Below are 14,407 nucleotides of genomic sequence, written 5' to 3'. Positions count from 1 at the left end.
TTTAGATTTATCTAATATACTCAAAGGGGCTTTCTCATGTTACCTGCATCGCTGCAACGCCTGCTTACTGTTCTGCTGTTGGGCCTCGCAAGCCATGTCACCGCAGCCGAATCTATTGAGACCGTCTTAGTCGAGCGACGTGCCCTGGAAGAAAAAGTTCAGCTCGATGGTGTTATTGAAGCGGTGCAACAGAGCACGGTTTCGGCTCAAACCAGTGGTCGCGTCATCGCTCTGCCCTATGACGTGGACGATTCAGTACCCGCCGGAGCCTTGATCGTACAGCTCGAAGACAACGAGCAGCAGGCGCGGCTGCAGCAGGCCCAGGCTGCTCTCACTGAAGCCGAAGCGAGCCTTGCCGATGCGCGCCAGCAGTTCAGTCGCAGCCGCTCGCTGCATGAACGACGTCTGATCGCGGACCAGGCACTGGATCAGGCTCGCAACAAGCTCAGCGCCAGCGAAGCACGTCTGGCTGGTGCTCAGGCAGCAGTTGCCGAAGCCCGCAAGCAACTGGACTATACCCGTGTTACCGCTCCCTATGGGGGTATTTTGACGGAGCGCCATGTAGAACTGGGTGAAAGCGTCAATCCTGGTCAGCCTCTTCTTAGCGGACTTTCACTGGAACAGCTGCGTGTAGCGGTAGACCTGCCACAACAATATGCCGGTATTGCCCGCGAGCAACGAATGGCCCGCGTGACCCTGCCCGATGGCGATATGCTGTCTACCGGCAAAATGACTTTCTACCCCTATGCGAACCCGACAAGCCACAGCTTCCGCCTGCGCATGACACTGGATGAACCCGATGCACGTCTGTTTCCGGGCATGCTGGTCAAGGTCAGCCTCCCGGTTGCCACTCGTGAAGCGCTCTGGATTCCAGTCACCAGCCTGCTGCATCGCAGCGAGCTGAGGGCTGTGTTTGTGCTCGATGGCAGTGATAATCCTCGCTTGCGTCAAATACGCACCGGTGTTCGTAACGGTGGCCTGGTCGAGATTCTCGCGGGCCTGAGTGAGGGAGAGCGCTTAGTGGCCAATCCGTTGCAACTCAGCGGACAGCCTGCATTGAATATGGGCGAGGAGTATCGGCCTTGAGCACTTCACTGCCTCCTGTCGGCCCTTCGGGCGCGATCGCCCGTGTATTTCAGAACTCGCGCCTGACACCTTTGCTGGCCCTGCTGGCCATACTGCTCGGTATTCTGGTACTGGTGTTCACTCCCAAGGAAGAAGAACCCCAGATCGACGTGACACTGGCCGATATTCTGGTCGCCCTGCCCGGAGCCAGTGCCGCAGAGGTCGAGAACCTGATTTCCACGCCCGCCGAACAGGTGATGAGCGAGATCGAAGGCGTCAAACATGTCTATTCGGTATCACGTCAGGGGCAGGCCGTGATCACTGTGCAGTTCAAGGTCGGCGTCAGCCGTCAGGAGGCACTGGTTCGACTCTATAATCAGGTGTATTCCAATCAGGACTGGCTGCCTGCCGACCTTGGCGCCAGCCCGCCTCTGGTCAAGCCCAGAAGTATCGACGACGTACCGATCATGACGCTGACCCTGTACGACCCGCAGCAGCGATACGGTGGCGAAGAGCTGACCCGCCTGGCGCACATGCTGGAGGTGGCACTGAAGCGGATACCCGGTACGCGAGATATCTACACCGTTGGCGGTGTGCCTGATCGGGTTGACGTGCACTTCGATCCTGCCCTGTTGGCCGGCTATAGCCTTGGACTGGATGATATCGCGCTTGCACTGCAGGCCGCCAACAGCAGCTCACAGCCCGTCAGAATTACCCGTGACAACCTCTCCATTCCGGTGCAGGCAGGCCTGCTGCTGGAAGATGTCGAAAGCATCCGCAGCCTGGTGATCGGCATGCATCAGGGAGCCGCCGTTTTCCTGCGTGATGTCGCCAAAATCAGCAGGGGCAGTACGGTACCCGATCGCAGCGTCATGCTGGGCTTCGGTCCGGGCAAAAGCGCGGCAAAGTCCGGCACTGTCGGGCAGGTCTATCCCGCCGTAACACTGGCCATTGCCAAGCAGCCCGGTGAAAACGCGATTAACATCACCGAAGCCATTGAAGCAAGGCTACAGCTGCTAAAAAACCGCGCACTGCCTGATGACATTGAGGTGGTAATCACACGCAACTATGGCGAGACCGCCTCGGTCAAGGCACGCAAGCTGATTACAGACCTGATCTCAGCCACTCTTTGCGTAATGTTGTTGGTGCTGGCTGCCATGGGCTGGCGCCAGGCCACTATCGTTGGTGCTGCTGTACTGGTAACCCTGCTGCTGACGCTAGTGTTTTCATGGGCCTGGGGTTTTACATTGAACCGGGTCTCTCTGTTTGCACTGATCTTTTCAATCGGGATACTGGTGGATGACGGCATCGTCATCACCGAAAACATCAACCGGCGCATACAGAACTCCCTGCATCCGGTGAAGGATATCATTCCGGTTGCTGTAGACGAGGTGGGGGCGCCAACGATAATGGCCAGTCTGACCATTATGGCGGCCCTGCTCCCCATGGCTTTTGTCAGCGGTCTGATGGGACCATACATGAGCCCTATCCCGATTAATGCATCAGCCGGCATGGTGATTTCACAGGTTGTTGCCTTTGTGGTTGCCCCCTGGCTGGCCCTGCGTCTGCTGCACCATCGCCGGGGCGCACAGGCCAATGAAACCGGCAGCTCGGGTGATGGTGTCAACCCGACTACACTCCGGCTTTTCAGCCGACTGCTGACTCCGTTCTTGGGGGCTCACCGGGGCCGCCGGGCACTGCTGGCAATGGTGGTAATCGGCCTGACCTTACTGGCCGTCGCCCTGCCGGTGTTCCAGCTGGTGATTCTGAAGATGCTGCCGTTTGACAACAAGTCGGAGCTGCAGGTCGTTGTCGATATGCCGGAAACCGCTCCGATGGAAGAAACCCAACGCCTGCTGCTGTCACTGGGGCAACACCTTGAGACGGTACCTGAAGTTGCAAACTGGCAAAGCTATGCCGGCATCTCGGCTCCGATCAACTTCAATGGGCTGGTACGCCAGTATTATCTGCGCAGCGATCCCTGGCAGGGAGATCTGCAGGTCAATTTGGTTACTGAGAGTCAGCGCGAGCGCCCATCACATAACATTGCTCAATCGCTTCGTCACCCCCTGCAGGCCATCGCCGAGCCTTTTGGCGCTTCGGTAAAAATTGTCGAGGTCCCACCCGGCCCGCCTGTCATGTCACCTCTGGTGGCCGAGGTATACGCCGCTGATGCAACCAGACGTGCGGAGCTGTCGCTCCAGTTGATGGCGCAGATGCAGCAGATCGAGGGACTGGTCGATATCGATTCAACACTGGAAGCTCCGGCGAAACAGTGGCAGCTGGTGGTTGATCGCGCTCGCGCCGCCCGGCTGGGAGTTTCTCAGGCACAGGTAGTGCAAGCATTGCAGACAGCACTTGGCGGCAACAACCTGAGTTACCTGCATGACGAACACGCCAAATATCCGGTCCCAATTCGGGTCATTCTGCATGAAGGCGACAAAGCACAGCCATCGGCACTGCTTTCGCTGCAACTGCGCAACCGTGAAGGTCTGTTGATACCACTGGCCAGCTTCGCACAGATTGTTGAGTCAGACTGGGACGCAGCGCGCTATCACAAGGACCTGCTGCCGGTAACCTATGTCACGGCGGACATGGCCGGTGAGATCGACTCTCCACTCTATGGCATGTTCCGCATGGTGAATGCACTGAATCAGCAGGAGGATGCGCCGGAACAGTTCTTTATTCGCCAGCCCGACCTGCCGGAGCTTGGCACACTGAAATGGGACGGCGAGTGGCAGATCACCTATGAGACGTTCAGAGACATGGGACTGGCCTACAGTGTCGGCGTGTTCATGATCTTTGTGCTGCTGGTGGCCCAGTTCCGCTCTTACCTGATGCCGCTGGTAATCATGGCCCCCATTCCGCTGACGCTGATTGGGATTCTGCCTGGCCACGCCCTGCTGGGTCGAGAGTTTACCGCAACCAGCATGATCGGCATGATCGCGCTGGCCGGCATCATTGTGCGCAACTCCATACTGCTGGTGGTATTTATTCGTCAGTTACAGGATGAAGGGATGGGACTGGAAGACGCCGTAGTGATGGCGGGAGCTGTCAGAATCAAGCCCATCGCACTAACAGCCATTTCAGCGATGGTGGGCGCCTGGTTCATTCTTGGCGACCCGATTTTTAACGGACTGGCGATCTCGCTGGTGTTTGGTCTTGCCATGTCGACGTTGCTGACCATCATCGTCGTGCCGCTTTTGTATTATGTGCTTGCACGCCGCCGCTGGCTATAACGCGGCGGCAATCACTGCGCAGTTTCAGTTTCAGTTTCAGCTTCGGCTTGCCACTGCTTTGACCACTTCAGTAGCCAGGTCGGCAGTTCATCTTCCGGCATCGGTCTGGCGATGGCATACCCCTGGCCCAGCTCACAGCCCAGCTCCAGCAACGCCTGGCAATGGGCCTGAGTTTCGACCCCTTCGGCAATAACAGAACGTCGAAAGGCCTGAGCCAGGCGGATGACACCATCCAGGATTGCCAGGTCATCCGGATCATCAAGCATGTCACGCACAAAACTGCGGTCGATCTTGAGCAGCTCAGCCGGCAAACGCTTAAGGTAGGTCAGCGACGAGTAGCCGGTACCGAAGTCATCCAGAGCAAAGCCCACACCCAGGCGCTGGCAGGCAGTAATGATGTCCGATATCTGCACCACGCCATCCAGTGCCGTGGTTTCCAGAATTTCCAGCTCCAGATCTCCGGGCTGAATCGTTGGTCGCTGCTGCAGTTCTTTGTCCAGGCGCTCAACAAAACTGGCATGTTGCAAATGGATGGCGTCAATATTGATACTCACCTGCAATCGCATGCCAGCCTGTTTCCAGCTGACCTGCTGATCCAGAGCCGTACACAACACCCAGTGGCCCAACTCGATTGCCAAGGGGTGGTTCTCAATCACGGGAAGGAAGGCTGCCGGTGGCAACAAGCCGCGTTCAGGATGCTGCCAGCGAATCAGTGCTTCACATCCAATTACCTCACCGGTCCGCATGTTGACCTTGGGCTGGTAAAACAGCCTGAACTCTTCGCTGTACAGGGCATCCCGTATGCGCTCCAGACTTTCATGCTGATCACGTACTGCGCGATCACGCTCTACATCAAACAGATGGTAACGATTCTTGCCCGCCTGCTTGGCCTGATACATCGCCTGATCTGCCTGACGCTGCAACTGGTCGGCATCCAGCGATTCCTGCTGCGGGTAGAAAACCACGCCAATACTGGCGGAAACGGCCAGCTCAAGCTCATCCAACTGGACCGGCTCGGCAGCAGCCTGCAAAAGCCTCTCGAGTACCGGAGTGCTCGCATCCGGATGCTCAAGGTTCTGCAATACGGCAACAAATTCATCCCCGCCCAGACGGGCCAGAGTATCCTCATCGCGCATCACTCGCTTCATGCGCCGTGCTACCTGTACCAGAAGCTGGTCACCCACCGCATGGCTATGAGTGTCGTTCACGGCCTTGAACCCATCCAGGTCAATAAACAGCACCGCGATACTGGTGCCATGACGATTGGCCTGTGCCATGGCCTGCTGCAGACGATCCGCCAGAAGTGTACGATTGGGCAAGCCGGTCAGCGGGTCGAAGTGGGCAATCTGCTCCAGCTGTTTTTGCTGCAGCTTCAGGGTTGTAATATCAGAGAGCAGCGCCACATACCCCTGCAGGCGACCGGCCTCGTCATAAAAAGCATTTACTTTCTGCAGTACGGCATAAAGCTCACCAGCCTTATGTCGGTTCCAGACCTCACCACTCCAATGGCCATCACGCTGCAGAGCCTGCCACATGCTGTCATGGAAGTGCTTACCCTGAAGGTCAGAGTTGAGGAAGGCGGGGTTACGCCCCACCACCTCGTCGGCATCATAGCCCGTTGTGCGGGTAAAGGCGTTGTTGACGCTGACAATATTGCCGTCAGGGTTGGTAATCATGATGCCTTCATTGGCATTATCAAATACGCTTGCAGACAAGCGCAGCTGGCTTTCATGTAGCTCTCTGCGTCTCAGGCTCACCAGCAACTCTGCAAACAGTTTCAGCAGGGCTACGGTTTCGCTGCCAAACTTGTCTCGGTGGCGCATGGAGGATATACCGATAAACCCAGTGCAGCGGCCCCTGACCATCAACGGCTGACCGATCAGGCTTTTGGTACCCTGTGATTTCAGTATTTCGACAATAAAAGGGTCAGGAACCTGTTCCAGGTCCGCTATGACAACCGGCTCGCCTCTTCCATGCAGGGCAATCCAGTTGGGGAATTCACTCATCGGGAGCTGCTGCAGCTTGTGTGCTCCTGGCTCCACACCCTCGGCGCACCACTCAAGCATCATCGAAGCGGTTTTTCCCTCGAAGTCATATTCGAACAGGTAGCAACGGTCAGCATCAAAGAAGCTGCCAATTTCACACAGGGCATCATCAAGAGCGGATTCAATCTGATTCAGCGGCAGGTTGATGAATCGGCTGGAGAACTTCAACACAACCTGCCGATAGCGGTCCGCCTGTGCAATCAGTTGCTCCGCCTCATTGCGCTGCATCTCGGCACTGACCCTGTCTACAAAGAGCTGAATCAGATTGGTTGCAATCTGTGGCTGCAGCAACGGCTTTCGACTCATAACAACCAGCAGCCCAACCGCTTGCTGCTGTTTATCAAGCAACGCACTGCCAATATAGGCTTGTGCATCCATCTCCGCGAGCATGTAATCTTCAGGGTATTTCGTCTGAATATCAGTGGCACAAACAAGTTGGTGCTGTTTCAACACATCAGAACAAGGGCTACCGTGCAGGTCATAGCTGAAACAATGGATGCTGCCTTCATCGGACCAACCCGCCAGTACTTCGGCCCGCTCACAGTCTTTTTCAAACCGCGCGACAAAGGCATACTCAAGCCCGAGAGCGTCAACAAGGTGCCGACAGACCGCTTCATAAAAAGCTTCTCCGGCGAGCGGCGCAAAGGTGGTTGCCAATGCTGTCAACGCCTGCTGAGTGAGCTGCTGCTCAGTAATGTCCTGCACCGTCCCCAGCGTCTGCACGGGTTCACCCTCGGGGGTGTACAGGGTTTCAGCACATACACTGACATGTTTCACGATATCACCCGGCAGTAACAGCCGGTGCTTGATCTCGTAGGTTTTCCCGCTTCTAAGCGCCTTACTGTACACATCCCGGATCCGCTGCCTGTCTTCAGGGTGCAGCCGCGACAGCGCCTTGCGATAGCTGGAATCACTCTCAGATGGATCAAGGTCCAACAGCCGGTACATCTCATCAGAACAGGTGAAACGCTGATTGATGTGATTCAATTCCCAACTGCCCACCCTGGCAATGCGTTGAGCCTCCCTCAGGCGCTCACTGCTCAGCTCAAGCGCCGCTGTTGTTCTGCGTCGCTCCCGCTCCAGCTGACGTCGCCGCTGGATATTCAGAGCCAGGGCAGTAATGACCACCGCCTGTATCAACAGGGCACCCGCCAGCAGCCAGATCTGCAGCTTACGATTGCGCTCCAGTTCATTTACCTGAGCGTCCACCATCGCTTCCAGACGCTCCTGGTAGTGCCACAGATCCTGGGCTTCATGCCGGCCCGGGGTAATATCGTTGATGATGGAGAACAGCAGGTTCTGCTCGTTGAAATGGTAAGGGCGGGAGTGAACCTCTACGGTTCGAATTTCGCCACTGGCAAGGCGGTGACGGAAAAGAAAGTAATTGCGGCCCTCAGCCTGCGCCAAAATCCGTTCTTCTGCCACCTGTTCGGCAGTGAAGGTATTGATCTGCTGGATGGTCATCTGTTCCAGCTGTTCAGTCGAATACCCGTAGAACTCGGCCGTGGCATCATTGGCTTCAACGATGCTGCCGGTGTCCGGTTCAATAAGCAGCATCATGACACCGGACTCACGGAACACCCGTTCAAACTCGGGACCTTTGGCAACCACGGAAGCAAGCCCTGTCATCACCAGTACCATGGACAGGACCACAGCCATCAACAGCCGGCTCAGTTGGCGCAGCGACAGACGATGCTGCCACATATCAATCATGGGCCGTACCAAAACAGCAGGACCCGAACGAGTTTCGTCTGGTGCGAGGAGTGTGTTCAATCCTTGAACATATGTGTAACGAGCACGATCCGTGCCGTATAAATGAGGTTGCGGATATGGTCTTAAACAGCGCCATCTAAAGGCTCGCTCCAACTACTGCAATCCGTTTGGCCATCCAAACTAACCAATTAAAGGTCAGACAACAAGCGTTTAAAGCTGTCGCAAGCAAGATACGGGTCAGCCGTTGATAATAATCAGGTATTAGCATCGCTGAATATACTACGGCTGACTTCGTTCACTGGCTCATAATCCTCAAGAGCCCGAATATGTCACCTTGACGTCAAGGTGTCTCATCCTTACCCGACACTCCATCCTGACGGAACATGGCCTTGATTCCCCTGACAGCCTGTCGAATACGATCCCTGTTTTCAATCAGGGCAAAGCGCACGTAGTCGTCACCGTAGTCACCAAAACCTATGCCCGGCGATACACACACCTTGGCATCGGACAGCAGCTTTTTGGAAAATTCCAGCGATCCCAACTCACGATAGTGATCCGGAATTTTGGCCCAGACATACATGGACGCCTTGGGGTTATCCACCATCCAGCCCGCTTCATGCAGGCCTTTCACCAACACGTTTCGGCGCTGCCGATATTGCTCGGCGATATCGCGCACACATTGCTGATCGCCCTCAAGTGCCGCGATGGCCGCCACTTGCAAGGGAGTGAAGGTGCCATAATCGTGGTAGCTTTTGATACGTGCCAGCGCATGTACCAGCTCTTTGTTACCCACCATGAACCCGATACGCCACCCGGCCATGTTGTAGCTCTTGGAAAGCGTAAAAAACTCAACGGCCACATCTCGCGCACCGGGTACCTGCATGATCGAAGGCGCGGTCCAGCCATCATAGACAATATCGGCATAGGCCAGATCGTGCACCACGATAATGTCATACTGCTTCGCCAGCGCGACAACACGCTCAAAGAAATCCAGCTCAACACATTGTGCGGTGGGGTTGGAGGGAAAGCCCAGAATGATCATTTTGGGTTTCGGGATCGACTCGCGGATGGCCCGCTCAAGCTCGACAAAAAAGTCTACCCCCGGCACCAGTGGAACCGAGCGGACCTGAGCCCCAGCAATTACGGCACCATAGATATGAATTGGGTAGCTTGGATTGGGCACCAACACGGTATCGCCGTGATCCAGGGTTGCGAGCATCAAATGAGCCAGACCCTCTTTGGAGCCAATAGTGACAATCGCTTCATCTTCAGGGTCAATATCGACCTGATAACGCGTCTGATACCAGTTGGCTATGGCTCTGCGCAAACGCGGGATACCCCGTGATGTCGAGTAGCCATGGGTATCATCACGCTGGGCAACGGCACAGAGTTTTTCAACAATATGGGGAGGTGTGGCCCCATCAGGGTTCCCCATGCTGAAGTCAATGATATCCTCGCCACGTCGACGAGCGGCCATCTTTAATTCAGCCGTGATGTTGAACACATAGGGGGGAAGACGATCAATACGGGAAAAATGGCGTACGGATTGCACACCGGTCTTGTCAGTCATATAAGCCTCGATAAACGTCAGCGCCCGGAACCGTCCGAGCGACGCCAGCCATGTGCGCATGGCTGTGACACCGAGATTATCCGCAATCAGCCGCGGACGCCAGTCCCTTCTGCAAAGACTCTGCAGGCTTCACAACTCATTCAATTTAGCGCTTAACTGATCAACGATATGTGCCGCAATGGGAATGGCAGAGGTTGCTGCTGGGGAAGGTGCATTGCACACCACCAGTGCGCGATCGGTTTTCACAAACAGGAAGTCATCCACCAGCGAACCATCCCGCGCCACCGCCTGCGCCCTCATCCCGGCCGGGTAGGGTTTCAGATCCGCCAGGGTCAGCTGTGGGCAATACTTGCGTACCAGCTGCAGATAGCCGTTGCGGAACAGGCTGTTTTTCATCTCGGCCAGTCCCGGCTTCAGGTTGCGTCCCAGCATTTTGAGCAATCCGGGCCAGCTCAACATGCCGGTCATTTCGGACAGGCTCAGATCCCGCTTGCGGTAACCTTCTCGCTTGAACGCCAGCACCGCATTGGGGCCAACGGTGACGGTGCCATCGATCATCCGCGTCAGGTGTACGCCCAGAAACGGCAGATCGGGGTCGGGAATGGGATAGATCAAGTGGTTCACAATCCGGTTGTGCTCGGGCGGCAACAGGAAGTATTCACCCCGAAACGGCACGATGCGAAAGTCCGGCGTCTGCCCCAGCATTTTGACCATCCGATCCGCCCAGAGTCCGGCGCAGGCAATCAGATGCTCTGCGCTGAACAGTTCCGCATCGGTTTCCACCTGAACACCGGACCCGTGCTCTTCGATCCGTCTCACCTTGGCGTTGAAGCGCACCTCGCCACCGGCCTGATGTACCAGTTCCACCATCTTTTCACAGATGCGGGCGTAACTGACAATGCCGGTCGAGGGCACGAATAGAGCCCCTACCCCGGTGATGTTGGGTTCGCGCGCCCTGAGCTGGTCGGCATCGAGCACCTCGATCGACAACTCATTCTCGGCACAGCGTCCGATCAATGCCTGCATCCGCTCCAGCTCCTGCGCATTGGTCGCGACCAGCAACTTGCCGCATTCATCAAACGGAATGCCGTGTTCACGGCAGAAGGCCTTGGTAGCGGCATTTCCCGCCTTGCAGAAACGCGCCTTCAGACTGCCGGGCTTGTAGTACACCCCGGCGTGAATCACGCCGGAGTTGTGGCCGGTCTGATGCTGCGCCGGAGCGGATTCTTTCTCCAGCACCAACACCCGCTTGCCCGGAAAACGCTGTTGCAACTCCAGAGCCGTTGCCAGCCCCAGAATGCCGGCGCCGATCAGAATATAGTCATGCATGGTTCGCACTCGCCTCTGTAGCGGCACCGGTGGCCGGCTTTTCCCCATAGCGACGACTGAACAGAAACAAGCCTACAAACGCCACGGCAGCCACCAAGTCATAGGCCAGCTGGCCATGAGGCCAGAGTAGACCGATAGCGCAGACACCGCTGAACAGACGCAACAGTAGGTTAAGCCGCCCTTCCAGATAGCCTTCCATGAATCCGACAAAGGCATACATGCCGAGAATACCAAAGGCAAAAATGGTCAGTACTTCAACCCAGCTGCCGCCAATAAACGGGGTATAGGCAAACAACAGAGGCACCACATACAGCCCTTTGGAGATTTTCCAGGCGGTGAAGCCGGTCGCCATGGGCGGTGTACGGGCAATTGCCGCCGCCGCAAAGGCTGTCAGACAGACCGGAGGGGTCACATTGGAGTCCTGCGACAGCCAAAAAATGATCATATGGGCCGCCAGCAGGATCATGGCCAGCCTTTCGGGTGCCATCGCTTGCTCCAGCAGTTGCCCCTTGAAGTCTGCCGGCACCTGTTCCAGCAGGCCCATCGCCTGCGCCTCGCTCATGGGCGCGGCCAATGCGGAAAGACTGGCAGGGTCCACCAGCATGAAAATGGTACGCGCCGCTTCCGGCAAATTGCCACTGACCATCAGCTGCAACAGTTCCCGCTCGGCCATCAGGCCATACAGTGCCGGCGCCGACAGGGTCGCCAGCACGATGTAAGCGGCCGTGACCGGGAGGCCCATCCCCAATACCAGCGATGCCAACGCCACCAGCACCAGCGTGATGAGCAGGCTGCCACCGGCCCAGTCGGTCACCATCAATGAGAAGGTATTGCCGATGCCGGTCATGGAGACCACATTCACCACCAGTCCGACCGCAATCAGCAGCATGGCGGTGGTGGCCATGTTTTTTGAGCCCTGTGCCAGCGCATCGACAATCGCTCGCGGTCCCATCTTGCGCGGCGACAGCCAGGACGCCACTACCACGGACAGAATGGAAATACCGGCTGCATAGGTAGGTGTAAAACCTTTTACCAGCAGGGTAACCAGTACCACCAGCGGCAACAGACAGTGCCAGCCTTCCTTGAACACCTCACCCACCGGGCGTGCATCCATCTCAATCGCATGGGCATGGCTGCGCTTGGCCTCAACCCGCACGTAGAAGCCGACCGACAGGAAATACAGCAACGCCGGCAATGCCGCTATCCCAATGATGGTGACATAGGGGATCTGGGTGTAAGACGCCATGATGAACGCACCTGCCCCCATCACCGGTGGCATCAACTGACCACCGGTAGAGGCCGCTGCCTCAACACCGGCGGCAAAACGCGGCGGAAACCCGGCCTTCTGCATCAACGGAATGGTGATGACACCGGTGGATACCGTATTGGCAACGGATGAACCGGACACCGAGCCCATCAGGCCCGAGCCAAACACGGCCACCAGACCAGGGCCACCTACCATTTTGCCGGCCACAGCGCGTGACAGGTCGATGATGAAGTCACCGGCACCGGATTTCACCAAAAAGGCACCGAACAGAATAAACATGAACACATAGGTCCAAGAGATCATGGCGATGGAACCAAACATCCCCTCGGACGAGAAGAAACTCCGGTACAGCACGGTTTCCAGGTTCAGGCCCGGAAAGTTGAACATGCCCGGTACATACTGCCCCCACCAAAACACATAGGTCAGGGCAAACAGAATCAGACAGGGAATGAACCAGCCGGTAGTCCGGCGTGTCAACTCCAGTGCAATCGCAATGGCGATAATTGATACGATCCAATCCGTGGTGATAAAGTTGACACCACGCGCATAGAGCGCATCTTCAAACAGCATCAGATAAGCAGTTGTCCCCACCGCCGCCAGACCGATCAGCAGGTCCAACCCCAGCATCAGCTTCGAGTCGCCAGCCTTGCGGCTCATCGGCACCATCAATGCACAGATCAATGCAAAACCGGCAAAGTGGATCGCCGCCACCCACAGCTCTGACAGCGTTCCCAAGGTGTTGAAATAGATGTGGGCCAGCGCAAACAGTGCCCCGCCCCAGTAAATGAAGCGCCCACTGACGGAATTTGCGTCACGCTTGGTCAGCTCAAGGCTTTTGAGGCGCTCGGCGGTCTGCTGATCATTCAGCTGCGTTGAGGTCATCGACTCGGTCCTCTGTTATTCGGTATTCACCACAACTGCACACCCCGCCCTCTGACGGGGGTGCAATCGACAGACTGGTGAGCAAGCCTGGCTTACTCGGCGATCAGGTGATCCGGGATTGCGAGGCCCGCTTCACGGTAGTAACGCACCGCACCCGGGTGCAGCGGTACCGGCATGCCAGCGATCGCTTTTTCCAGTGCCATCGCCTTGGTAGCGGCATGAATACCGTTGAGGAAGGTCAGGTTTTCATAGATGGTTTTGGTCAGCTGATAAACGTCTTCTTCAGACACGTCCGCATTCACTGCCAGGAAGTTGGGCTGGGCAATGGTGTTGATCTCTTTGGTCTGGCCCGGATAGGTGTTGGCCGGAATGACATAACGGGTCCAGAGGTCATAGCGACCGTTGGCCTGCTTCATCTGCTCGTCGGTGAAATCCAGCGTGGTGATATCACCACCCATGGCGGCATAGGCTCGGGTGATGGCTGAGGTCGGAACGCCCGACGGAATGTTCATGCCATCAATAGTGCCGTTCTGCATCGCATCAGCCGACGGGCCATAACCCATGTAGGCCAGGCTGAAGCTGTCCGGGTCGATACCCAAATTGCCCAGAATGGTACGGCCGGAGCCTTCAGTGCCTGAGTTTTTCGGTCCGATGGAGAACTTCTCGCCCTCAAAGCCCTTCAGGTCCATGATGGTGCCGGTTTTCGCATAGGGTGTGCGAACCACGAACTGCTCCACGTTCTGCCACAGCATGGTGACAGAGCGCAGGTACTCCTGCTTGCCGGACTCTTTCAACTCACCCTCACCGTTCCAGGCCCAGGCACCGTAAAGCCCCTGCAGGATCGAGAACTGAACCTGGTCCTCACGCATCAGCTTGATGTTTTCACCGGAGCCGGCAGAGTTGATGGCAGAAACGGACATGCCGATGGTAGGCTCCAGCTTCACCTTCGCCAGTGTCGCGATCGCAACACCAACCGGGTAGAAGGTGCCACCGGTGGATGCGGTGGCCATGATGTAGGAACGTTTTTCTTCAGCCTGTGCCAGACCGGCAGCGCCGCCAACGGTTGCCATGGCCAGCGTAAGACCCATTGCCTTGATCAGGGTGCGTTTGCTCTGATTCATCTTGGTATCCCTTATCGTTATGTCATCAGTCGTTGTTGTTAGTGACCTGAATAACAAAGCAGGAACCGGGCCAACTCACTCGACCCTTACAACCCTTTGTTTTACATATACATTCAGCATACAACACTGACCTGATGAGCTAAATTTCGCCTATTAAGCCCTCTGAGCATAGGCAA

At 56.6% G+C, this 14,407-nt stretch carries 7 protein-coding genes; 2 read left to right on the top strand and 5 right to left on the bottom strand.

Annotation, left to right across the window (positions count from 1 at the left end; translation table 11 throughout):
• Window positions 1-36: 36 nt before the first annotated feature.
• Together CFI10_RS08025 and CFI10_RS08020 are read left to right on the top strand one after the other, a co-directional pair.
• On the top strand, window positions 37-1,086 hold the full coding sequence (locus CFI10_RS08025) for an efflux RND transporter periplasmic adaptor subunit (RefSeq protein ID WP_206841164.1): 1,050 nt from the start codon (window positions 37-39) through the stop codon (window positions 1,084-1,086).
• The gene (locus CFI10_RS08020) at window positions 1,083-4,304 is read left to right on the top strand and encodes an efflux RND transporter permease subunit (protein ID WP_206841162.1); all 3,222 of its coding nucleotides are present in this window, start codon (window positions 1,083-1,085) and stop codon (window positions 4,302-4,304) included. The genes CFI10_RS08025 and CFI10_RS08020 overlap by 4 nt, the downstream gene beginning before the upstream one ends.
• Window positions 4,305-4,315: 11 nt before the next feature.
• Here the strand turns inward: CFI10_RS08020 and CFI10_RS08015 are convergent, their stop codons facing one another.
• The 5 genes from CFI10_RS08015 to CFI10_RS07995 form a co-directional block, all read right to left on the bottom strand.
• Window positions 4,316-8,062, bottom strand: a complete 3,747-nt coding sequence (locus tag CFI10_RS08015) for a GGDEF and EAL domain-containing protein (protein ID WP_206841160.1) — start codon at window positions 8,060-8,062, stop codon at window positions 4,316-4,318.
• 340 nt (window positions 8,063-8,402) lie between these two features.
• A complete protein-coding gene (gene alaC, locus CFI10_RS08010; protein WP_091827032.1) occupies window positions 8,403-9,632 on the bottom strand; it encodes an alanine transaminase in 1,230 nt (409 codons plus the stop codon).
• A gap of 129 nt (window positions 9,633-9,761) precedes the next feature.
• Window positions 9,762-10,961 (bottom strand): L-2-hydroxyglutarate oxidase, encoded by a 1,200-nt coding sequence (lhgO, locus tag CFI10_RS08005; protein ID WP_206841159.1) that lies wholly within the window; start codon window positions 10,959-10,961, stop codon window positions 9,762-9,764.
• Window positions 10,954-13,110: a TRAP transporter permease gene (locus CFI10_RS08000; protein ID WP_206841158.1), complete on the bottom strand. Its 2,157-nt coding sequence runs from the start codon at window positions 13,108-13,110 to the stop codon at window positions 10,954-10,956. Before CFI10_RS08000 ends, lhgO begins: the two co-directional genes overlap by 8 nt.
• Window positions 13,111-13,202: 92 nt before the next feature.
• Window positions 13,203-14,231 carry a TAXI family TRAP transporter solute-binding subunit gene (locus tag CFI10_RS07995; RefSeq protein WP_091826940.1) on the bottom strand — a complete coding sequence of 343 codons (1,029 nt, stop codon included), beginning with the start codon at window positions 14,229-14,231 and terminating at the stop codon, window positions 13,203-13,205.
• Window positions 14,232-14,407 lie beyond the last annotated feature (176 nt).

This window comes from Marinobacterium iners (genome assembly GCF_017310015.1).
Lineage (GTDB): Bacteria > Pseudomonadota > Gammaproteobacteria > Pseudomonadales > Balneatricaceae > Marinobacterium > Marinobacterium iners.
The sequence above is the reverse complement of the archived record's forward strand: the minus strand, read 5'-3'. Positions and strand labels throughout refer to the sequence as shown.

What these genes read in the sequence shown, in the direction of transcription:
- CFI10_RS08025 (WP_206841164.1), top strand. Translation starts at nt 37, where the DNA reads ATGTTACCTGCATCGCTGCAACGCCTGCTTACTGTTCTGCTGTTGGGC.
- CFI10_RS08015 (WP_206841160.1), bottom strand. Translation starts at nt 8,062, where the DNA reads ATGATTGATATGTGGCAGCATCGTCTGTCGCTGCGCCAACTGAGCCGG.
- alaC (WP_091827032.1), bottom strand. Translation starts at nt 9,632, where the DNA reads ATGACTGACAAGACCGGTGTGCAATCCGTACGCCATTTTTCCCGTATT.
- lhgO (WP_206841159.1), bottom strand. Translation starts at nt 10,961, where the DNA reads ATGCATGACTATATTCTGATCGGCGCCGGCATTCTGGGGCTGGCAACG.
- CFI10_RS08000 (WP_206841158.1), bottom strand. Translation starts at nt 13,110, where the DNA reads ATGACCTCAACGCAGCTGAATGATCAGCAGACCGCCGAGCGCCTCAAA.
- CFI10_RS07995 (WP_091826940.1), bottom strand. Translation starts at nt 14,231, where the DNA reads ATGAATCAGAGCAAACGCACCCTGATCAAGGCAATGGGTCTTACGCTG.